Source organism: Pedococcus dokdonensis, from assembly GCF_900104525.1.
GTDB classification, from domain to species: Bacteria; Actinomycetota; Actinomycetes; order Actinomycetales; family Dermatophilaceae; genus Pedococcus; species Pedococcus dokdonensis.
Window position 1 is genome coordinate 1,502,766 of sequence record NZ_LT629711.1, and the last position, 21,471, is coordinate 1,524,236.

Genomic DNA, 21,471 nt, shown 5'->3' on the forward strand with positions numbered 1-21,471 from the left:
ATGGACCTTCCCGACGGGCTGGTGGCCCGCCCCCTCTCCCCCACCGACGCGCGCGCCGTCTTCGAGGTGGTCGCCGCCGCCGAGGCCCACGACGTGGGCGAGGCGGCCATCGAGGTCGAGGACATCGAGGGCGACTGGGCGCGCGGCAGCTTCGACCTGGCCACCGAGGCCATCGGCATCTGGGACGGCGACCGCCTGGCGGCCTCGGGCGAGGTCTTCAAGGGACGTCGGGCCGACGCGTCGGTGCACCCCGACTACCGGGGCCGTGGCATCGGCACCTGGCTGGCCGACTGGCTCGAGGACTGCGCCCGGGCGCGCGGCTCCAAGCTCGTCGGCCAGACCGTGCCGGGCGACACCGACCCCGAGCGGTTCTTCCAGTCCCGGGGCTACCGCCTCGGCTGGACGTCCTGGGTCCTGCAGGTCCCCGCCGACCGCCCGATCGAGCCGCAGCCGCTCCCCGACGGCTACACGCTGCGGCAGTTCGCCGGACCGGCCGATGGCAGGGTCGCCTTCCAGCTCATCGAGGACGCCTTCAACGAGTGGCCTGACCGCGACCCCTCGTCGTTCGAGGACTGGGCTCCGCGTGGGCCGCTTCGGCCGGGCTTCGAGCCGTGGCAGATCCGGTTCGTCGTCGACGACCAGGGCACCGAGGTCGGGGTCTGCTACACGATCCTCGCCGGCCAGACCGGCTACGTCGACGCCATCGCGGTCCGAGCCGACCAGCGTGGGCTGGGTCTGGCTCGCGCCCTGCTGGTCGACGCCTTCGAGCGCGCGAGAGAGCACGGGGCCACGGTCAGCGAGCTGTCCACCGACTCCCGCACCGGCGCCCTCGGGCTCTACGAGCACGTGGGCATGCAGGTCACTCAGACCTGGCGGCACTGGATGACCGACCTCTGACCCAGCCCATCCCCCGCCCCGCCGCAGGTATCGGTCCATCGGAACGAAACCTGCACCTCGCGCGAGGCAGCACCCCGGCCTACCCGCAGTAACGTGGGGAGCCCGAGGAAGGCGAGCCATGAGCAGCGACGTCGATCAGGACCGGCCGACCACGAACCCGACCGAGAGCGAGTCGCGCGCGGTCGCCGAAGCGGCGCGCGAGTCCGACTGGGAGCGCCCGAGCTTCGCGAAGGGCCTCTACCTCGGGCACTTCGACCTCGACCTGGTGCACCCACACCCGCGGGCCACCGCCGAGGACGAGGCACGCGGGGCGGAGTTCCTGGCGAGGCTGCGTGAGGTCTGCGCGACCATCGACGGCGCGGCCATCGAGCGTGATGCCCTGATCCCCGACGACGTGCTCGCGCGGCTGGCCGACATCGGTGCCTTCGGGATGAAGATCCCCCGCGAGTACGGCGGCCTCGGCCTCACCATGTCGTCCTACGGCCAGGCCCTCATGCTGGTCGGCTCGGCCCACCCGAGCCTCGGCGCGCTGCTGTCGGCGCACCAGTCGATCGGCGTCCCGGAGCCGGTCAAGCTGGTCGGCACGAAGGAGCAGAAGCAGGCCTTCCTCCCCCGTTGCGCTGCCGGCGCGATCTCGGCGTTCCTGCTCACCGAGCCCGACGTCGGCTCCGACCCGGCGCGGATGGGCAGCATGGCGACCCCCACCGAGGACGGCACGGCATACCTGCTCGACGGGGTGAAGCTCTGGACCACCAACGGCGTCGTCGCCGAGCTGCTCGTGGTCATGGCGCGGGTGCCCGAGCACGACGGGCAGCGCGGTGGCATCACCGCCTTCGTCGTCGAGGGCGATGCCGACGGCATCACCGTCGAGCGACGCAACTCCTTCATGGGGCTCAAGGGGCTCGAGAACGGGCTGACCCGGTTCCACCAGGTGCGGGTGCCGGTCGAGAACCGCCTGGGCAAGGAGGGCGACGGCCTCAAGATCGCCCTCACCACCCTCAACGCCGGGCGGCTGTCGATCCCGGCCATGTGTGCCGCCGCGGGCAAGTGGGCGCTCAAGATCTCGCGCGAGTGGTCCGCCGAGCGGGTGCAGTGGGGTCGCCCGGTCGGGGAGCACGGCGCGGTCGCGGAGAAGCTCGCGTTCATCGCTGCGACCACCTACGGCCTCGAGTCGGTCCTCGAGCTCTCGGCGCAGCTGGCCGACGCCGGCAGCAAGGACATCCGCATCGAAGCGGCCCTGGCCAAACTTTGGGCCTCGGAGATGGCGTGGCAGATCGCCGACGAGCTGGTCCAGGTGCGTGGCGGGCGAGGCTACGAGACGGCCGAGTCGCTGCGGGCCCGCGGCGAACGCGCCGTCCCGGCCGAGCAGATGCTGCGCGACCTGCGGATCAACCGGATCTTCGAGGGGTCCACCGAGATCATGCACCTGCTGATCGCCCGCGAGGCCGTCGACGCCCACCTCAAGGCCGCCGGCGCCCTGGCGGAGAAGGACGCCTCGCTGGAGGACAAGGCGCGCGCCGCCGCCGGCGCCAGTGGCTTCTACGCGAAGTGGTTGCCGCAGCTCGTCATCGGCAAGGGCGCCGCACCCACCTCGTATGCCGAGTTCGGCGTCTTGGCGACGCACCTGCGGTTCGTCGAGCGGTCCAGTCGCAAGCTGGCCCGGCAGACCTTCTACGGGATGTCCCGCTGGCAGGCGAAGATGGAGTACCGCCAGGCCTTCCTCGGCAGGGTCGTCGACATCGGGGCCGAGCTGTTCGCGATCTCCGCAGCCTGCAGCCGGGCCGAGATGCTGCGCACCGACGACGAGGCGCGCGGACGCTCGGCCTACCAGCTCGCCGACGTGTTCTGCCAGCAGAGCCGACAGCGGGTCGAGTCGCTGTTCACCGCGCTGTGGTCGAACACCGACGACGCAGACCTGCGACTGGCCAAGGGCGTGCTGGCGGGCGACTACACCTGGCTGGAGGACGGTGTGCTCGACCCGAGCGAGGGCACCGGGCCGTGGATCGCCGAGTGGACCCCCGGCGCCAGCGAGACCGAGTCGGTCTGGCGCGCGGTGCGCTAGCGGCGCTTGAGCAGCTCTTCGGCGATCTGCACGGCATTGAGGGCGGCACCCTTGCGCAGGTTGTCACCGACGACGAACAGCACCAGTCCCTTGCCCTCGGGCGCCGACTGGTCGACCCGGACCCGGCCGACGTGGACCTCGTCGCGACCGGCGGCCTCGAGCGGGTTCGGCACGTCGCTCACCACGACGCCCGGCGCCTTGGCGAGCAGCTCCAGCGCGCGCTCGGGCGTGATGTCGTCGGCGAACTCGGCGTGGATCGCGAGCGAGTGACCGGTGAAGACCGGCACGCGGACGCAGGTGCCGGAGACGCGCAGGTCGGGGATGTGCAGGATCTTGCGCGACTCGTTGCGGAGCTTCTGCTCCTCGTCGGTCTCGAGCGAGCCATCGTCGACGACCGACCCGGCCAGCGGGATGACGTTGAAGCCGACGGGCACGGCGTAGACGTTCGGCGCCGGGAGCTCGACGGCCCGCCCGTCGAGGGCGAGGTCGGCGGGCTCGCCCGCGGCATACCCCCCGCGCAGCTGCCCGTCGAGCTCCTGCACACCCTTGCCCCCCGAGCCGGACACTGCTTGGTAGGAGGCCACGGTGAGGCGCACCAGACCCGCCTCGTCGTGCAGCGGCTTGAGGACCGGCATCGCGGCCATCGTGGTGCAGTTGGGGTTGGCGACGATGCCCTTGGGGATCGTGTCGAGGTCGTCGGCGTTGACCTCGCTCACGACCAGCGGCACGTCAGGGTCCTTGCGCCAGGCCGAGGAGTTGTCGACCACGACGGCGCCGGCGGCGGCGACCTGGGGGGCCAGTTCCTTGGACGCCGCTCCGCCGTTCGAGAACAGCGCGATGTCGAGGCCCGAGAAGTCAGCGGTCGCGGAGTCCTCGACGGTTACCTCGCCACCGGCCCACGGCAGCGTCGTGCCGGCAGACCGCGCCGACGCGAAGTAACGGATCTCGTCGACCGGGAAGCCCCGCTCGGCCAGGAGTGCGCGCATGACCGAGCCGACCTGCCCGGTGGCCCCGAAGACACCAATTCTCATGGGACCAAGGATAGGTCGGCTCGGTCGTGCACCGGTTCAGCGGCTCACGATGTGGCAGATCCTGCGCGGTCAGGGGCAGGTTCGGGGCCCTCGTCGGCGCTGGTGCCGTTCCCCGTGACGGTGGCCACCAGGTCGCCCACCCCCTCACCGGGGGCGGACTCCTCGAAGGCCAGCGTGAAGTCGTCACCGTGCTCGGTGACCCCGGCGACGATGGCCTGCTCGACCGCGGCCACGGCGTAGGCACGACGGACGATGAGCGGGTCGCTGCTGAGGTCCTTCACCAGGGCGATCGCCAGGCCGATCATGACGACCAGGAACGGCAGGGCGGCCACGATGGTGATGTCCTGCAGCCCCGACAAGGCGTCCTCGCCACCGACCAGCAGCATCACCGCTGCCACGGCACCGGTGGCTGCGCCCCAGAAGATGACGGTCTTGCGGCTCGGGGCCAGCGTGCCACGCTCCGACAGGGTGCCCATCACGATGGACGCGGCATCCGCACCCGAGACGAAGAAGATGGCCACCAGCAGCATCACGACGACCGAGGTGATCGTCGACAGCGGCATCTCCTGGAGCAGCCCGAACAGTGACGCCTCGGCGCTGGCCGACCCCGCGAGGTCGGTGCCTGCGCGCTGCACGTCGATGCCGGCGCCACCGAAGATCGCGAACCACACCAGCGACACGACACTCGGCACCAGCAGCACGCCGGTGACGAACTGGCGGATGGTGCGACCCCGCGAGATGCGCGCGATGAACATGCCGACGAACGGCGTCCAGCTCACCCACCAGGCCCAGTAGAAGATCGTCCAGCCCGACAGCCACTCCTGCATCGCGTCGCCGCCGGCCGCGTCGGTGCGGGCCGACATCATCGCGAGGTCCTGGAAGTAGGAGCCCACGGCGGTCGGCACCAGGTCGAGGATGAAGACGGTCGGGCCCACGACGAAGACGAACAGGGCCAGGGCCAGGGCCAGCACCATGTTGACGTTGGACAGCCACTGGATCCCCTTCGCGACGCCCGAGACCGCCGAGAGGATGAAGCAGACGGTCAGGACCGTGATGATCCCGACGAGCACCGCGTTGCCGGCCTTGCCCAGGCCGGCGACGATCTCGAGGCCGGACCCGATCTGCAGGGCACCGAGGCCCAGCGAGGCGGCCGACCCGAAGAGCGTCGCGAAGATCGCCAGCATGTCGATGACGCGACCGGCCGGCCCGGCTGCCCGGCGCTCGCCCAGCAGGGGCGCGAAGGCGGAGCTGATCAGCAGCGAGCGGCCGCGCCGGAAGACGCCATAGGCGACCGCGAGGCCGACCACCGCGTAGATCGCCCACGGGTGCAGGGTCCAGTGGAAGAGCGTCGTGGCCATCGCCGTCTGCACGGCCTGGGGGTTGCCGGCCGCGCCGGTGCCCGGCGGCGGCTCCACGAAGTGCGACAGGGGCTCCGAGACCCCGTAGAACATCAGGCCGATCCCCATGCCGGCCGAGAACATCATCGCGATCCACGAGACGGTCCGGAACTCGGGCTCCTCGTCGTCGCGGCCGAGCGGGATCCGCCCGAACTTGCCGGCGGCGAGCCAGATGACGAAGAGGACGAACCCGGACGCCACGAGGGAGAACAGCCAGCCCATGTTGTGCACGACCCACCCCAGGCCCGCGCTGGACGCCGAGCTCAGGCTCTTGGTGCTGAGGAAACCCCACAGCACGAAGGCGACGGCGATCGCGGCAGTGACACCGAAGACGACGGTGTCGAGCTTCTGCGGCTCGCCCGCGGGGTGCTCGTCGACCACGGGGTCGAGCGCCGGGTGGAGGGTCTCGAGGGCGTCGTGCTCTCCGGTTGCCTCGGCAGGGGCGGCCGGGCCGGTCTTGGTCAGTGTGCTCACAGGGTGTTGGCGCGTGCGGGCGCCGCTCCTTCGGGCTTCTCGTCAGTTGCGTAGCGAAACAGTCTCGATCGACCGTCCACAATGCCGAGAGCCTGCGCGTCAGCCAAATCGTGGGCACGTGTGATGCGTCACGTCACGCGAAAAGCGTTGCTACCACGGCGATTTCGGTATGCCGCGCTGCGGGCCGGGCGCTCAGAAGCCCAGGCGCTGCAGCTGCTTGGGGTCGCGCTGCCAGTCCTTGGCGATCTTCACGTGCAGGTCGAGGTAGACCTTCTGGCCGAGCAGCTCCTCGATGCCCCGCCGCGCGGTCGTGCCGACCTCGCGGAGCCGCGAGCCACCTCGACCGATGATGATCGCCTTCTGGGACGGGCGCTCGACGAAGACGTTGACGCGCACGTCGAGCAACGGGCTGCCCTCGGGGCGGTCCGGGCGCTGGACCATCTCCTCGACGACCACGGCGAGCGAGTGCGGCAGCTCGTCACGGACGCCCTCGAGGGCGGCCTCACGCACGAGCTCGGCGATCATCACGACATCGGGCTCGTCGGTCAGCTGGCCCTCGGGGTAGAGCGGACCGGGCGACGTCGGGAGGTAGCTGGCCAGCACCTCGGCGACGTCCTGGACCTGTCGGCCGTCGACGGCGGAACAGGGCACGATCGCGTCCCAGTCACCGAGCTGGTCGATCGCGATCAGGTGCTCGGCCAGCCGCTCGCGGTCGACCGCGTCGATCTTCGTGGCGATGGCGACCACCGGACGCCGCTTGCCCTGCTGGATCTCCTTCAGCTCTCGGGCGATGAACCCGTCACCAGGACCGATCCGCTGGTCGGCGGGCAGGCAGAACCCGATCACGTCGACCTCGAGCAGGGTCTCGCGCACGACGTCGTTGAGCCGCTCCCCCAGCAGGGTCCGGGGCTTGTGCAGCCCTGGGGTGTCGACCAGCACGAGCTGCGAGGCCGGGGTCGTGACGATGCCTCGGATCGTGTGGCGGGTGGTCTGCGGCTTGGACGAGGTGATCGCGACCTTCTGGCCCACCAGGGCGTTGGTCAGCGTCGACTTGCCGGCGTTGGGTCGGCCCACGAGGCAGGCGAAGCCGGCCAGGTAGCGACCCTCGGCCGCCCCCGGACCCGCGTCCGCGGCATACCCGTCGGTGGGTCCGGAACCACTCGCAGTCATGACACTCCCTCGCGCTCGGGCTCCACCGTAGTGCGCTCGACGTCGTCGGCGTCGGAGTCCTCGTCGGCCGCGGCGACCCGCTCGACGATCACGCTGGCGATGCGGTGCCGGCGGCCGGCCATCCGCTCAGCGGTGAGGGCGAGACCGGCGACCTCGCACCGGGAGCCCACGATCGGCACGCGCCCGATGGACTTGCCGATCAGCCCGCCGACGGTGTCGACCTCGTCCTCCTCGATGTCGACGTCGAAGAGGTCAGCCAGGTCGTCGATGTCCATCGTCGCGGGCACCCGGAAGGTGCCGTCGCCGAGGTCCTCGACACCCGGCGCCTCACGGTCGTACTCGTCGGCGATCTCGCCGACGATCTCCTCGATGATGTCCTCGATCGTCACCAGGCCGGCCGTGCCGCCGTACTCGTCGACGACGACGCAGAAGTGGCTCTGGTCGCGCTGCATCTCGCGCAGCAGGTCGTCGACCGGCTTGCTCTCGGGCACGTAGTGCATCGGGCGCATCTGGGCGGTGACGGGGAGCGCCGCTGCGTCGGCGTCGGCGTTGACGCGACGCACGACGTCCTTGAAGTAGAGCAGGCCGAGGATGTCGTCGGAGCCGTCGCCGACCACGGGGATGCGTGAGAAGCCGGAGCGCAGGAACAACGACATCGCCGAGCGCAGCGACTTCTCGCCGTCGATCGTCACCATGTCGGTGCGCGGCACCATCACCTCGCGAGCCACCGTGTCACCGAGCTCGAAGACCGAGTGGATCATCTCGCGCTCCTCGGCCTCGATCACCGCGCTCTCGCCCGCGAGGTCGACCAGGTCGCGCAGCTCGGACTCGCTCTGGAACGGCCCGTCGCGGTAGCCGCGCCCCGGGGTCACGGCGTTGCCCAGCGCGATCAGCACCCGCGCGACCGGGCCGAGGAAGGTGCGCAGTCCGACGATGAGCGGCGAGGCGAGCAGGGCCACCGAGTCCGAGTGCTGACGACCCAGGGTCCGCGGCGAGACGCCCACCACGACGAACGACACCAGCGCCATCACCCCGATCGCAATCAGCAGGCGCTTCCAGAAGCCGTCGACCAGGTCGATCGTCCCCAGCGTGATGAGCACGGCCGTCGTCGACTCCGCGACCACGCGCAGGAACGCCGTGACGGACAGGTATGCCGCGCTGTCGGCGACGATGCGCGACAACGCGTTGGCGCCCGCGCGCTTCTCGTCGAGCAGCTCCTGGGCGCGCACCCGAGACATCCGCCAGAGGGCCGCCTCGGCGGCGGACAGGAGGAACGCGGCGGCGACGCTGACGAGGGCGGCGAGGACGAGTCCGGTCATGACGACGCCATCAGGTCGTGGGACGCCCGCGACCCGCGAGGAAGGTCAGCAGGAGCTGACGCTGGAGCTCGAACATCTCGCGCTCCTCCTCGGGCTCCGCGTGGTCGTAGCCGAGCAGGTGCAGGATCCCGTGCGTGGTCAGCAGCAGGAGCTCCTCCTCGGTCGCGTGCCCGGCCTCGGCAGCCTGCTTGGCGGCCACCGACGGGCAGAGCACGATGTCGCCGAGGACACCCTCCTCGGGCTCCTCCCCCTCGCGACCCGGACGCAGCTCGTCCATCGGGAAGCTCATCACGTCGGTGGGGCCGGGCAGGTCCATCCACTGCACGTGGAGCACCTCCATGGCGGCCTCGTCGACCAGCCGCAGGCACAGGTCGGCACCGGGGTGGACCCGCATCTCGCCCATGACGTAGCGGCTCAGCGCCACCAGCTCGAGCTCGTCGAGCTGGTAGTCGGTCTCATTGAGAACGTCGACGCTCACGCGGTCCTCGACCTCCCTGGGCGTGCTCGACCCGGGGGCGCTGGCCCTCGTCGTCCCAGCGGCCGTAGGCATCGACGATGGCCCCGACCAGCCGGTGCCGCACGACGTCCTGCGGCGTCAGCACCGAGAAGGCGATGTCGTCGACGTCGGCCAGGATGTCGCGGACCACCCGCAGCCCCGACCGGGTGCCGTCCGGCAGGTCGACCTGGGTGATGTCACCGGTCACGACCATCTTGGAGCCGAACCCGAGCCGGGTCAGGAACATCTTCATCTGCTCGGGCGAGGTGTTCTGGGCCTCGTCGAGGATGATGAACGCGTCGTTGAGGGACCGACCCCGCATGTAGGCCAGGGGCGCGACCTCGATGGTGCCGGCCGCCATCAGCCGCGGGATCGACTCGGGGTCGACCATGTCGTGCAACGCGTCGTAGAGCGGGCGCAGGTAGGGGTCGATCTTGTCGTTGAGGGTGCCCGGGAGGAACCCGAGCCGCTCCCCCGCCTCGACGGCCGGCCGGGTGAGGATGATCCGGTTGACCTGCTTGGCCTGGAGCGCGGCAACCGCCTTCGCCATCGCCAGGTAGGTCTTGCCGGTGCCGGCGGGGCCGATCCCGAAGACGATGGTGTGGGCGTCGATCGCGTCGACGTAGTGCTTCTGGTTGAGCGTCTTGGGCCGGATCGTCCGGCCCCGGTTGCTCACGATGTTCATGGTCAGCACGTCGGCCGGGCGCTCGGTGGTCTGGGCGCGCAGCATGCTGATCGAGCGCTCGACGGCGTCGCGGTTGAGCGGCTGGCCGCCGTCGATGACGAGGAGCAGCTCGTCGATGGTCCGCTCGGCCAGCGCCACCTCGGCGCTCGGACCGGAGAGGTGGAACTCGTTGCCGCGGACGTGGATCTGGAGCTTGGGGAAGGCCCGCTCCATGGTGCGCAGCAGCTCGTCCCTCGGCCCGAGCAGCGTCACCATCTGCACCTGGGGCGGGATCTCGACGGTGTGCGTGGGCATCGGGAGACCGCCCTCGGGCGCGCCCCCCACTGATGTCGGATGAATCGGTTGGTCAGGTTCTGGCATGGTCTGCCCAGTCTACGGTGCCGCTCAGCCGGGCGACCACGTCATTGTCACTGCGCTGCCGCGGTCGTCACTGCGCCCTCGGCGGCGCGGTCGTACGGGCTCCGGCCGCGTCCAGCCAGTACCTGCGCACGGGGGGTGGGGTGGAGGCGAGCACCGCCCGGACCCGCTGGGACTGCTTCGCGCGCCAGCGGGCGTACTCGGCGAAGGCGTCGCGGTGGTCGGCGATGGTCGCTGCCTCGTGGGTGGCGAGGACGGCAACGAGGGTGTCGACCTCACGCGTGCTGTCCTTGCACTCGACATCGGCGACGGCGACGGCCTTCTCCTCGGCACTCGGCCGACCGGGCCGCGAGCGGTACCGCTCCACAGCCTCCACCGAGCTCGTGAAGCGGTGTCCCTTGGCGCGCATGCAGTCGGACCAGGCACGGACGGCCCGGCCCCACTGGGGGTCCTTGTCTGCGGCCACGAAGACCCGCCCGGCGAGCTCGACCGCCTCCTGCGGCCGTTCGCCACCCAGCGCTCGCACGCTCTCCGCGTCGCAGCCGCCGTCGGGCAGCTTCGCACCCGACGGAAGGGTGACCTCCTCGCCCCTCCCGACCAGGATGCGGGCCGGCGTCGGGCTCCCCTCCCACATCGGTGCCGGGGGCGGCCCCTGCAGCGAGGCCGGGTCGTGGTAGCCCAGCTCGCGCACCGTCGCGAGGTCGACCGGCCCGTAGGGCTGGGCCAGGTCGAAGAACTGCTCGCGCGGGCGGTAGGTGTCGTGGGGGACGAACTCGTACCCGTACCGGGCCGTGCAGGCCTGCATCAGCCGCTCGTAGGCATCGCGTTCGGCGAACAGCTCGTCCACGGACTCGAAGGCCTCGGTGAACGGAGACGCCGAGGCCTGGGCTGCGGTGGTGACCCGGGTCAGGCTCGGCAGGGTGACGGGCGGCACGGACGTGGCCCGGCTGGCTGCCTCGCCTCCGGTGCCACACCCCGAGACGGCGGCGACCGTTAGCAGCGACCCGAGCAGGCCGGCCAGCGTCCGGCCCCGCACCCCGCCCACCGCGCCACGCCCCGACTGCTTGCACACCATCTGGCGGCCCTGCCCTTCCCTGTCCCCACGATTCCCCGTGCCCTGGTGTCGTGCCCGACCTGCGGCGGACGGCTGGCGAGCCGTCCGCCGCAGGCACTGGAGCAGGTGGCTAGGCCACCGACCCCACTTCGCCGGAGCAGCCGTAGTCACGTCCCGCGCTGAAGTCGTGCAGGCAGGCGCGGTAGTACACCGCGGTGCCCTCCACCTCGTTGGTGTTGAGGGTCTCCCACCCGTTCAGGGCGCCGTTGTTGTCCCACAGCTTGATGTTGTCGTGGTCGTGCGCCAGGCCGTCCGTGGCGCGGTAGATCATGCCGCCCGAGATCCCCACCGCCTCCTTGTGCGTGTCGGCGTAGTAGAAGACGTCACCGTCGGCCTTGAAGCAGACGATCGCCCCCGTGTAGCCGTCCGGTGCGTCCTTGAACGCCCGGTTCCCGCTCGTGCTCGGACAGGACGGGTTCTCCGCGCTGGCCGACCCCCCTGTCGCAACCAGGCACGTGGATGCTGCCAGGAGTGCACCGGCTGCGATTGCATAGGCTCGCTTCATCTAAATCCCCTTTGATTCACATGGATCCCTTTTGGGAGCGAGAGATGAGTATCAGGGGATCTGGCACGATGCGCGGTGAATTGTCCTCCGTCGAGGAATGTTTACCTGCAGTTGTGCAAGGTTTACCCGCGCTCAGCCGGGAGGCCACGCCATCGACCGGCCGCCGAGGACGTGGACGTGGGCGTGGAACACCGTCTGGTGCGCGTCCTTGCCGGTGTTGAAGACGCTGCGATAGCCCCCCGCGGTGACGCCCGCCTGCTCGGCCACGAGGCGCACCGCGTCGAGCAGCGCCACGGCGTCCTCGGGTCGTTCGGCGGCCAGGCCGCCGACGTCCGCGACGTGGTGGCGCGGGATCACCAGGACATGGGTGGGCGCCTGCGGGTCGAGGTCGCGAAACGCCAGGGTCGCCTCGTCCTCGCGCACCACCGTCGCAGGGATGGTCCCGGCCACGATCTTGCAGAACAGGCAGTCGGGGTCGGTGCTGCGGTTCTCGGAAGCTGCCATGAACCGAGCGTATCGGCGCGTCAACCCGCAGCAGGGGTTGCGCGTCAAGGGGGCGTGAGACTGTTGAGCGTGGCTGAGCGGGAGCGTGGCGGTGAGGTGCGGCCGAGCGCCGACCAGGCCGTCACCGAGCTGTATGCCGCCCACTGGTCGGGTCTCGTGCGGCTCGCCTGGCTGCTGCTGCGCGACGACCTCGCGGCCGAGGAGGTCGTCCAGGACGCCTTCATCGCAGTGCACCGCCACTGGGACGGGCTTCGCGACCACCAGGCCGCGGCCGCCTACCTGCGGCGGTCCGTCGTCAACGGCGCACGCTCCGGGCTGCGGCACCGCGGTGTCGAGGAGCGCTACCTGTCACGCGAGGCGGGTGAGCCCACTGCGCACGCCCGCCGCACCGAGGCGAGCGCCGAGGACCGGGCCCTGCAGTCCGAGGCCACCAGCTCCATGATCGCTGCGCTGGGCCGACTCCCCCAGCGCCAGAGAGAGGTCCTGACCATGCGCTACTACCTCGACCTGAGCGAGGCCGAGATCGCCGACGCCCTCGGCATATCCGCCGGCTCGGTCAAGGCCCACGCCCACCGGGGCCTCGCGACCCTGCGCGACCGGATGGAGGCGACGCCATGAGCGACCGCACCGACTTCCTGCACCCCGACTACGAGCCGGGCGAGTTCGACGTGGTGGAGCGCCGGCTGCGCCAGGCGCTCGCCCGCGACGCCGAGCAGGTCCGCCCGTCCGCGCGGCTCGACACGATCCTGCACAAGGCGCACGAGCTGGGTCCGGAGTCCGCCACCGGTGGCGCCGCCACCCGGCGCTGGCTGATGCCGTTGGCCGCCGCGGCTGCGGTCGCCGCCATCATCGGTGGGGTCTGGTGGTCTGGCCAGGAGGACGGTCCCACCGTCACACCCCCGCAGACCAACGGCCCGTCCCAGACAGCTCCGACCACACCGCCCGCCACCACGCCGACCGACGGACCGACGACCAGCTCGCCCGGCGACACCGAGACGGTGTCCCTCCCGGTCTACTTCGTCGGGCCCATCGGCGACGCCACGCCGACCTACCGGTTGTTCCGCGAGTTCGTCCGCACCCCCGTCCCGGTGGGGGCGACAGCCGCCGAGCGGGTCAAGGCCGCACTGGTGCTGGCGACCAACGCCCAGCCCTACTCCAACACCGACGGCTACCTCCAGCCCTGGTCGGGCCAGACCATCGGCGCGGTCACGGTGACCCAGCAGGCCATCGAGGTGCAGCTCAGCACGCCGGGGGCCGAGGGGTTCGACGCCGAGACCCAGCGGCTCGCAGTGCAGGAGCTGGTCTGGACCGCACAGGCGGCTGCGCAGAGGACCCTGCCGGTGCGGTTCGAGCTCGCCGACGGCTCGACGACGCTGTTCGGGTCGATCTCGACCGACCAGGACTTCACCCGTCCCCCGTCGGACCGGCTCTACGAGGACATCGCGCCGATCTGGGTCACGGCACCCGGACGCGACCAGGTGCTCTCCGCGAGCAAGCCGGTCGTCGTGAAGGGCCTTGCGATCGTCTTCGAGGCCCACGTCAACTGGCAGCTGAAGCGGGGCGCCACCCAGGTGGCCACCGGCTTCGAGACCGCCTCGATCGGAGCACCCGAGCAGGGCACCTACTCGATCGCACTGGGCAAGCTCGCTCCCGGTGACTACTCGATCCGGGTGTTCGCGATGAGCATGGAGGACGGCGACAAGGTCGCCGCGGAGAAGACGGTGAGCTTCACGGTCAAGTGAGACCGCGGTCGCGCGGTCGGTCCGCGCGTCAGCGCCAGTGCCCTGCCGCGCGTCAGCGCCAGCGCCCTGCCGCGCGTCAGCGCCAGCGCCCTGCCGCGCTCAGCACCGCGAGCGCGGCGGGACCGGCGCTCGACGAGCGCAGCACCGTGCTGCCGAGGCGCACGGCTCGGGCCCCGGCCAGCTCGAACGCCGCGACCTCCTCGGAGGTGATCCCGCCCTCGGGACCGACGACGACGAGCACGTCACCGGAGGCGGGCAGCCCCTGTCCGGCAAGGGCGTCCTCGGCGTCCTCGTGCAGGACGTATGCCGCGGCGGCGCCGGCGATGCGGGTGGCGAGCGTCTTGCTGGTGGCCAGCTCGGCGACGACCGGCACCCGGGACCGGCGGGACTGCTTGGCGGCCGCCAGCACGGCCGACTCCCACTTGCGACGAGCCTTGTCACCGCGGTCGCCGCGCCACTGGACGATGCTCCGCGCCGCCTGCCAGGGCACGACCTCGTCGACCCCGAGCTCGGTCGCCGCCTCGATGGCCTGGTCGTCACGGTCGCCCTTGGCCAGCGCCTGCACGAGGACGAACCGCGGCTGCGGCTCGGGCTCCTGCTCGACGCTCAGCACGCGAAGGTCGAGATCGGCCCTACCGGCAGCGGTGACCTCACAGGTGAGACGCAGGCCCACACCGTCGGCGAGCATGACGTGCTCCCCCACGCCGATCCGTCGCACGGCGGCCGCGTGCCGCCCCTCGGGGCCGTCGAGCAGCACGCCGCTGCCCACCGTGGCACCCGCGACGAGCGACGGCTCGACGAGGAAGAGCGGCAGCGTCACGGCGCGGGCTACTTGGCCTTGAAGGCGTCGCGCAGCTTGCCGAACAGGCCGGGGTGCGCGGGCGCGAGCCGACCCTCAGGACGCTCCTCGCCACGCAGGGTGGCGAGCTGGCGCAGCAGCTCTTCCTGCTGCTCGTCGAGGCGGGTCGGCGTCTGGACGTTGGCGTGCACGATGAGGTCGCCCCGGCCGGTCCCCCGCAGGTGGGTCACGCCGAGACCGCGCAGCGTCATCGCGTCGCCGGCCTGGGTGCCGGCCTTGATCTCGAGCTCGTTGGTGCCGTCGAAGGTCTCGAGCTTGATCGTGGTGCCCAAGGCTGCGGCCGTCATCGGCAGCTCCACCGTGCAGTGCAGGTCGTCGCCGCGACGCTGGAACGTCTGGTGGGGTCGGACCGCGACCTCGACGTAGAGGTCACCGGCCGGACCACCGCCCTGACCCACCTCGCCCTCGCCCGCGAGCTGGATGCGGGTGCCGGTGTCGACGCCGGCAGGCACCTTGATGGTGAGCGTGCGGCGGGTGCGCACCCGGCCGTCGCCGGAGCACTCGAAGCAGGGGCTGACGAGCACCTCGCCGTACCCCTGGCAGGTCACGCACGGACGGGTCGTCATCACCTGGCCCAGGAAGGACCGCTGCACCTGCTGGATCTCGCCGCGCCCACCGCAGACGTCGCAGGTCCGCCGCGAGGTGCCCGGCTGGGCACCGTCGCCGTGGCAGGTGGAGCAGACCACAGCGGTCTCGATGGCGAGCTCCTTCTCGGCCCCGAAGACGGCGTCGGCGAGGTCGATGTCGAGCCGGATCAGGGCGTCCTGCCCGCGTCGCTGGCGCGAGCGGGGGCCGCGCTGGGCCTGGCCCGCGCCGGCCCCGAAGAAGGCGTCCATGATGTCGCTGAAGGAGAAGCCCTGGCCGAAGCCGGCCGCGCCGCCCGCGTAGGGGTCGGAGCCCATGTCGTAGGAGCGGCGCTTGTCGGCGTCGGAGAGCACGTCGTAGGCCTGCGAGACCTTCTTGAACTGCTCCTCGGCCTCGGGGCTCGGGTTGACGTCAGGGTGCAGCGTGCGGGCCTTCTTGCGGTACGCCCGCTTGATGTCCTCGGGGCTGGCGTCCCGGGCCACGCCCAGGTCCTGGTAGTAGTCGTTCAACGCGGTGTCCTTGGTGTCAGGTGGCTGACGGTCGGTGGTGCGGGTGGACGCGCGTCATTGCGCGAGGATCCGGGAGACGTAGGTCGCCACGGCCCGCACCGACGCCATCGTCGTGGGGTAGTCCATGCGGGTCGGGCCGAGCACGCCCAGACCGGCGACGAGCTCGGAGCCGGAGCCGTACTCGGTCGAGACGACCGAGGTCGACTGGAGCCCGGCGTAGGGGTTCTCGTGCCCGATCCGCACCGAGACGGCGTCGCTGGTCTCGCGGGCGGTGCCGAGCAGCTTGAGCAGCACCACGTGCTCCTCGAGCGCCTCGAGCACGGGCCCGATGGTGAGTGGGAAGTCGGTGCCGACGCGCGCCAGGTTGGAGGTGCCCGCGAGCACCACGCGCTCCTCACGTTCCTCGACCAGCGCGTCGTCGAGCGACTGGACGACCGAGCGGACCAGGTCACGGTCGGCGGGGTCGAACTCGTCGGCGAGGCTCGCCAGGGACGCTGCGGCGTCGACGAGCCGCTGGCCGTCGGCGCGGGCGTTGACCTTGGCCCGGACGAGTCCGAGCGTCGCCTCGCCGTCGGCGCTGGACAGGTCGTGGGCGGTCTCGATGACCCGCTGCTCGACCCGGCCGGTGTTGACGATCAGCACCACCATCAGCCGGCTCGGGCCCATCGGCACGAACTCGATGTGACGCACCGTCGAGCGGGTCAGGGAGGGGTACTGCATCACCGCGACCTGCCGGGTCAGTGAGGCGAGCAGCCGCACGGTGCGGTCGACGACGTCGTCGAGGTCGACGGCGCCCTCGAGGAACTGGGCGATGGCAGCCCGCTCCGCGGGAGTCATCGGTTTGACCGAGCTGAGCCGGTCGACGAAGAGCCGGTACCCGGCGTCGGTCGGCACCCGACCCGCGCTGGTGTGAGGGGCGGCGATCAGCCCCTCCTCCTCCAGGGCGGCCATGTCGTTGCGCACGGTGGCAGCCGAGACCCCGAGCTGGTGGCGGTCGAGCAACGACTTGGAGCCGACCGGCTCGGAGGTCTGGACGTAGTCCTGCACGATCGCACGCAGCACCGCGAGGCGACGTTCCTCGCTCATTACACACCTCCGATCACGGTGGTTCAGATCAGTTTCAGCGGTTGGCACTCAGGCCCAGCGAGTGCCAAGTCTACGTGGTTTCCGGGTGGGGGCCAGCACGGGCGGCGCGCCCGCGTCACGATGGCGCGTCCGCGGCATACCCTGCGTCGGTGTCCGACCGCTATGGCTCCGATGTCCTGTCCGGCGACTGGAAGGTGCCCCCACGAGGGCGGTCCCGGGAGGTCGAGGCCGAGAACGGCCTGGTCGTCGAGGACGTCGAGACCGGCTGGTGCGGCGCGGTCGTGCGCGTCGAGAAGGCCGGGGGCATGCGCGTCGTGCACCTCGAGGACCGTCGCGGTCGCACGAAGGGCTTCCCGATGGGACCCGGCTTCCTGCTCGACGGGGCGCCCGTCGTCCTGACACCGCCCACTGCCGCCGCCCGCGCCCAGCTGGCCGAGGCCCGCGTCGCCGCCTCCCGCACGGCCTCCGGGTCGAGGGCGGTCGAGGGCACCCGCGCGCGGGTCGCCAGCGGGTCGCGGATCTTCGTCGAGGGCCGCCACGACGCCGAGCTGGTCGAGAAGGTCTGGGGCGCGGACCTGCGGGTCGAGGGGGTGGTCGTGGAGCTGCTCGACGGCGTCGACGACCTGGTCGGCGCGATCGAGCAGTTCCAGCCGGGTCCCGGCCGCCGGATGGGCGTGCTCGTCGACCACCTGCTGCCGGGCACGAAGGAGGACCGCGTCGTCGAGCAGGCTGGGAGGGGTCCGTATGCCGCCCACGTGCGCGTGCTGGGTCACCCGTACGTCGACGTGTGGCAGGGCGTGCGACCCGAACGGCTCGGGCTCACCGCGTGGCCCGTCATCCCGCGCGGCCAGTCGTGGAAGGACGGCATCTGCGAGCACCTCGGCTGGCCGCACGACAGCCAGGCCGACATCGCCCGTGCCTGGAAGCAGATCCTCGGCACGGTCCGCACCTACGCCGACCTCGAGCCGACCCTGCTGGCCAGTGTCGAGGAGCTGATCGACTTCGTGACCGAACCGGGTCAGGGTCGGCCCTGACGCTCCCCTGAACGCACCCCGAAAGCAGGACCACTTCGGCCCGCGATGCGTTTCACTGGTCACAGACCACTGCAGGACCAACGGAGAGAGCCATGACCGAGCAACCGCAACAGCCCCAGCCGGAGCAGCCGCAGCAGCCCCAGCCGCAGCCCGCCTACGCCCCCGGCCCGCAGCCGATGTCGCAGCAGGACGAGAAGACCTGGGCGACGCTCGTCCACCTCGCACCGTTCGTGGCCGCGATCATCGGCATCCCGTTCCTCGGGCCACTGATCGTGTTCCTGCTCTTCAAGGACCGCGGGCCGTTCGTGCGGTTCCACGCGGCGCAGGCGCTGAACTTCCAGATCATCACCACGATCGCGTTCTGGGTGTTCGGGGCCCTGTCGTTCGTGCTGATCGGGATCCCGTTCCTCATCGCGACCGCCATCGCCTGGGTGGTCCTGTCGATCGTGGCGGCGATCAAGGCCAACAACGGTGAGTGGTACCGCTACCCGCTGACGCCCGAACTCGTGAAGTAGCCCACGGGTGGAGTAGCAGCCCGCTCGCTCGCGACCCACCCGCAGGAGAGGCGGCCATCGAGCCTCCTCTCCTGCGGGCTCGGTCTTTGCGTCGGACTCGCCGGCAGTCTGCGACTCACTCGGCCTGAAGCGGCTGGCCCCATGACGAGACGCGCCAGGCAAGGTTCACTCCAACTCGACCTTGCCTGGCGCGTCAACGTTGGCCATCTCCCGGTTCGCGAGAACCTGATCGAGGACGTCTGGTCCTTCAGCGCACCCAGGGTGTTGTCTCGGCTGCAGACCACCCGAAGCCCCTGGCACGCAGCTAGCGCAGGCCGAGGAGCCGTCGCACGACGGTGTCCGTGAGCAGCCGGCCCTGCCTCGTCAGCACCACCCGCTGACGGCGCAGGGCCGCTGGCGCGTCCACGAGGCCGTCGGCGATCAGACCGGCCACCGCGACCCGGCCCTCGTCCCGCAGGTCGTCGATCGGCAGGCCGTCGACGAGCCGCACGGCCAGCAGGACGCGCTCGTCGTAGCGCTGCTCGTCAGTGAGCGTCTCGCGGCCATGAGCTGGGCTGAGCCCGTCGCGCACCCGGGACGCGTAGGCGTTGGGGTGCTTCACGTTCCACCAGCGCACCCCGCCGACGTGGCTGTGCGCCCCGGGCCCGATGCCCCACCAGTTGCCGTCGGCCCAGTAGCCCTCGTTGTGGCGGCAGCGGGCGTCCGCGCGCAGCGCCCAGTTGCTCACCTCGTACCAGCCGTAACCGGCGGCGGTGAGGTGCTCGTCGGCGATCTCGTACTTGGCCGCCTCGTCGTCGTCCTCAGGGGCCGGGACGTCGCCACGACGCACCTGAGCCGCGAGCTTGGTGCCCTCCTCGACGACCAGCGCGTAGGCCGAGACGTGGTCGGGGGCCAGCGCCGTCGCCGCGGCCAAGCTGGTGCGCCAGTCGTCGAGCGACTCACCGGGGGTGCCGTAGATGAGGTCGAGGCTGACCTGCAGCCCGGCCGCCCGCGCAGCGTGGACGGCGCGCTCGACGTTGGCCGGGTCGTGGGTGCGTTCGAGGGTGCGCAGCACGTGCGGGACCGCCGACTGCATGCCGAGCGAGACCCGGGTGAAGCCCGCCTCGGCGAGCAGGTCCAGCCCTTCACGGGTCACCGAGTCGGGGTTGGCCTCGGTGGTCACCTCGGCGCCGGGCACCAGACCGAAGCGCTCTCGTATGCCGTGCAGCATCCGCGCGAGGTCGCCCGCGGCGAGCATGGTGGGGGTGCCGCCGCCGACGAAGACGGTGTCCACCGCCGGACCCGACCCGAGGACCGTGCGGGCCAGGTCGAGCTCGCGCAGCGCCGCGTCGGCGAAGGTCGCCACACTGGCGCCGTCGACCCCCAGCTCGGTGAGCGTGTAGGTGTTGAAGTCGCAGTAGCCGCACCGGACCGAGCAGAACGGCACGTGCAGGTAGAGGCCGAACGGGCGGTGGGACAGGGTCGCGAGCGACAGCTCGGGCAGCCGACCGTCGGACGGCGCGGGGTCGCCGTCGGGCAGGGCGCTGGGCATGCCACCATCCTCGCAGGCCCTCCACCGACCCCCTGACACGGCGTGTCTCGACGACACGCCGGAATGGGACGGAAGTGACCGGGAATTTCGCGGGAATCTCAACGAAACCCCTTGTGGCCCAGAGGTTCCTCGATTAGAAATACGCCTACGCAATCGCTTCGGCGAGAGCGTCGATCAGGACCTCGGTCTTGATCGTCGAGGGCCTCGGAAACTCATACTTTCCGAGGCCCTCACCTATTCCCGCGTCCCCTTCGCGTCCCACGCGGTCCCCCACGTAGGGTCGGGTGGTGACCACTCCCCACTGGATCGAGCTCGACGGCGTCGTCAACATGCGGGACGTCGGCGGACTGCCGACCACTGACGGCGGCACGGTCGCGACCGGTCGGCTGCTGCGCTCGGACAACCTCCAGGACCTCAGCGCGGCCGACATCGAAGCGCTGGAGCGGCTGGGCGTCACCGACGTCGTCGACCTGCGCAGCAACGTCGAGCTCACCCTCGAAGGGCCGGGGCCTCTGCACGAGCGGGCGCTCACGCACCACCACCACTCGCTGTTCCGCGACGACGTCCGAGAGGTGTCTGCCGAGGACGCCCTGGTGCTGCCCTGGTCGAAGCAGGACCAGGCGGAGGCGGACGCCCAGCCGCGGCTCGACGACGACTACTGGGCCAGCCACTACCTCGGCTACCTCGCGCACCGCCCCGACTCGGTGAGTGCCGCGCTGCAGGTGGTCGCACGCAGCGAGGGCGCGACGATCGTGCACTGTGCCGCCGGCAAGGACCGCACCGGCACGGTCGTCGGCCTGGCCCTGGCTGTCGCGGGGGTGTCCGACGACGACGTCGTCGCCGACTACGTGGCCACCGGTGAGCGGATCGAGCGGATCGTCGCCCGGTTGATGACTCGGCCCGCCTACGGCGAGGTGCTCAAGGACCAGCCGCTCGACCACCACCAGCCGCGACCGGAGACCATGCGCCGCATCCTCGAGGTGCTGGCCGAACGCCACGGCGGCGCCGCTGGCTGGCTGGTCGAGCAGGGCTGGACCGACGCCGAGGTCGACGCGCTGCGAGCGAGCCTGCGCGCCTGAGCCGGGCACCCGGCATACCCGCTCCGGGTTGGCCGCGCGCGGTCAGCGGGCGGGCTTGTCGGTCACCCAGAGACGGATGGTGCCCTCGACGACCGCGGTGCCGTCGGCCCGCAGGCCCTTGACCCGGACCGGGATCTCCACGTCCCCGGTCCGCTCCCACTCGGCGGGGTCGGTCTCCGCGACGCAGGTGATGTCACTGGTCGCCTTCGCGGTGTAGTCGACCGCCATCCCCTTCGGGATCCAGCGGCGGGTGCTGGGGATGGACGCCTCGGCGAGCGCACCCATCGCTGCTTCGAGCCCGTTGCAGATCGCGATGACGTGCACCGTGCCGAGGTGGTTCTGCACCCGGCGACGCTTCTTGACCGTCAGGACTGCGCGGTTCGGACCCAGCTCGACGAAGCGTGGCCGCGCGCTGCGGAAGTACGGTGCCGCCTGCTCGAACACGAGCGAGAACACCCGCCGCCCCTGGGGGTATGCCGCGAGGCGTCGGTACAGCGCGTAAGTGTCAGGCATGCGCCCG

At 71.2% G+C, this 21,471-nt stretch carries 21 protein-coding genes; 7 read left to right on the forward strand and 14 right to left on the reverse strand.

Annotated elements, in window-relative coordinates; all coding sequences use genetic code 11:
* Positions 1–897 carry a GNAT family N-acetyltransferase gene (locus BLQ34_RS07260; RefSeq protein ID WP_091783470.1) on the forward strand — a complete coding sequence of 299 codons (897 nt, stop codon included), beginning with the start codon at positions 1–3 and terminating at the stop codon, positions 895–897.
* Positions 898–1,015: 118 nt separating this feature from the next.
* Complete coding sequence (locus tag BLQ34_RS07265; RefSeq protein WP_091783473.1) at positions 1,016–2,959, forward strand: acyl-CoA dehydrogenase family protein; 1,944 nt, start codon at positions 1,016–1,018, stop codon at positions 2,957–2,959.
* Here BLQ34_RS07265 and BLQ34_RS07270 read toward each other — a convergent pair.
* The 9 genes from BLQ34_RS07270 to BLQ34_RS07310 form a co-directional block, all read right to left on the reverse strand.
* Positions 2,956–3,990, reverse strand: a complete 1,035-nt coding sequence (locus BLQ34_RS07270) for an aspartate-semialdehyde dehydrogenase (protein WP_091783476.1) — start codon at positions 3,988–3,990, stop codon at positions 2,956–2,958. The genes BLQ34_RS07265 and BLQ34_RS07270 overlap by 4 nt on opposite strands.
* Before the next feature lie 44 nt (positions 3,991–4,034).
* Positions 4,035–5,852 (reverse strand): BCCT family transporter, encoded by a 1,818-nt coding sequence (locus BLQ34_RS07275; RefSeq protein WP_172829450.1) that lies wholly within the window; start codon positions 5,850–5,852, stop codon positions 4,035–4,037.
* A gap of 201 nt (positions 5,853–6,053) precedes the next feature.
* Positions 6,054–7,031: a GTPase Era gene (gene era, locus BLQ34_RS07280; RefSeq protein WP_091783482.1), complete on the reverse strand. Its 978-nt coding sequence runs from the start codon at positions 7,029–7,031 to the stop codon at positions 6,054–6,056.
* Positions 7,028–8,350: a hemolysin family protein gene (locus BLQ34_RS07285; RefSeq protein WP_091783485.1), complete on the reverse strand. Its 1,323-nt coding sequence runs from the start codon at positions 8,348–8,350 to the stop codon at positions 7,028–7,030. The genes era and BLQ34_RS07285 overlap by 4 nt, the downstream gene beginning before the upstream one ends.
* Before the next feature lie 10 nt (positions 8,351–8,360).
* A complete protein-coding gene (ybeY, locus tag BLQ34_RS07290; RefSeq protein ID WP_091783488.1) occupies positions 8,361–8,828 on the reverse strand; it encodes an rRNA maturation RNase YbeY in 468 nt (155 codons plus the stop codon).
* Positions 8,806–9,825 carry a PhoH family protein gene (locus tag BLQ34_RS07295; RefSeq protein WP_231961488.1) on the reverse strand — a complete coding sequence of 340 codons (1,020 nt, stop codon included), beginning with the start codon at positions 9,823–9,825 and terminating at the stop codon, positions 8,806–8,808. The genes ybeY and BLQ34_RS07295 overlap by 23 nt, the downstream gene beginning before the upstream one ends.
* 133 nt (positions 9,826–9,958) lie before the next feature.
* On the reverse strand, positions 9,959–10,963 hold the full coding sequence (locus BLQ34_RS07300; RefSeq protein ID WP_091783494.1) for a hypothetical protein: 1,005 nt from the start codon (positions 10,961–10,963) through the stop codon (positions 9,959–9,961).
* A 109-nt stretch (positions 10,964–11,072) separates the two neighbouring features.
* Positions 11,073–11,507, reverse strand: coding sequence for a hypothetical protein (locus tag BLQ34_RS07305; RefSeq protein ID WP_091783497.1), 435 nt, complete (start codon positions 11,505–11,507; stop codon positions 11,073–11,075).
* Positions 11,508–11,639: 132 nt separating this feature from the next.
* Positions 11,640–12,011 (reverse strand): histidine triad nucleotide-binding protein, encoded by a 372-nt coding sequence (locus tag BLQ34_RS07310; RefSeq protein WP_091783500.1) that lies wholly within the window; start codon positions 12,009–12,011, stop codon positions 11,640–11,642.
* A gap of 69 nt (positions 12,012–12,080) precedes the next feature.
* On the opposite strand from BLQ34_RS07310, the gene BLQ34_RS07315 reads away from it, so the two are divergent.
* Both BLQ34_RS07315 and BLQ34_RS07320 read left to right on the forward strand, forming a co-directional pair.
* On the forward strand, positions 12,081–12,629 hold the full coding sequence (locus BLQ34_RS07315; protein WP_197674880.1) for a SigE family RNA polymerase sigma factor: 549 nt from the start codon (positions 12,081–12,083) through the stop codon (positions 12,627–12,629).
* Complete coding sequence (locus tag BLQ34_RS07320; protein ID WP_091783505.1) at positions 12,626–13,753, forward strand: Gmad2 immunoglobulin-like domain-containing protein; 1,128 nt, start codon at positions 12,626–12,628, stop codon at positions 13,751–13,753. Before BLQ34_RS07315 ends, BLQ34_RS07320 begins: the two co-directional genes overlap by 4 nt.
* 76 nt (positions 13,754–13,829) lie before the next feature.
* On the opposite strand, the gene BLQ34_RS07325 is transcribed toward BLQ34_RS07320, so the two are convergent.
* Genes BLQ34_RS07325 through hrcA form a run of 3 tightly spaced genes read right to left on the reverse strand, consistent with a single transcriptional unit; the run spans position 13,830 to position 16,792 of the window.
* On the reverse strand, positions 13,830–14,573 hold the full coding sequence (locus BLQ34_RS07325; protein WP_091783526.1) for a 16S rRNA (uracil(1498)-N(3))-methyltransferase: 744 nt from the start codon (positions 14,571–14,573) through the stop codon (positions 13,830–13,832).
* Positions 14,574–14,581: 8 nt separating this feature from the next.
* Entirely contained in the window at positions 14,582–15,706 is a 1,125-nt protein-coding gene (gene dnaJ, locus BLQ34_RS07330; protein WP_091783529.1) for a molecular chaperone DnaJ, read from the reverse strand.
* A gap of 54 nt (positions 15,707–15,760) precedes the next feature.
* Positions 15,761–16,792: a heat-inducible transcriptional repressor HrcA gene (gene hrcA / locus BLQ34_RS07335; protein WP_091783532.1), complete on the reverse strand. Its 1,032-nt coding sequence runs from the start codon at positions 16,790–16,792 to the stop codon at positions 15,761–15,763.
* 149 nt (positions 16,793–16,941) lie between these two features.
* Between hrcA and BLQ34_RS07340 the strand changes: the two genes are divergently transcribed.
* Positions 16,942–17,826 carry a DUF3097 domain-containing protein gene (locus BLQ34_RS07340; protein ID WP_091783535.1) on the forward strand — a complete coding sequence of 295 codons (885 nt, stop codon included), beginning with the start codon at positions 16,942–16,944 and terminating at the stop codon, positions 17,824–17,826.
* 92 nt (positions 17,827–17,918) lie between these two features.
* Entirely contained in the window at positions 17,919–18,341 is a 423-nt protein-coding gene (locus tag BLQ34_RS07345; RefSeq protein WP_231961489.1) for a DUF4870 domain-containing protein, read from the forward strand.
* Positions 18,342–18,645: 304 nt separating this feature from the next.
* Here the strand turns inward: BLQ34_RS07345 and hemW are convergent, their stop codons facing one another.
* Positions 18,646–19,872, reverse strand: coding sequence for a radical SAM family heme chaperone HemW (hemW, locus tag BLQ34_RS07350; protein ID WP_091783538.1), 1,227 nt, complete (start codon positions 19,870–19,872; stop codon positions 18,646–18,648).
* A 287-nt stretch (positions 19,873–20,159) separates the two neighbouring features.
* Here hemW and BLQ34_RS07355 point away from each other — a divergent pair, with 287 nt between their 5' ends.
* Positions 20,160–20,951 carry a tyrosine-protein phosphatase gene (locus tag BLQ34_RS07355; protein WP_091789484.1) on the forward strand — a complete coding sequence of 264 codons (792 nt, stop codon included), beginning with the start codon at positions 20,160–20,162 and terminating at the stop codon, positions 20,949–20,951.
* 42 nt (positions 20,952–20,993) lie between these two features.
* On the opposite strand, the gene BLQ34_RS07360 is transcribed toward BLQ34_RS07355, so the two are convergent.
* Complete coding sequence (locus BLQ34_RS07360) at positions 20,994–21,464, reverse strand: hotdog fold domain-containing protein (protein ID WP_091783541.1); 471 nt, start codon at positions 21,462–21,464, stop codon at positions 20,994–20,996.
* Positions 21,465–21,471 lie beyond the last annotated feature (7 nt).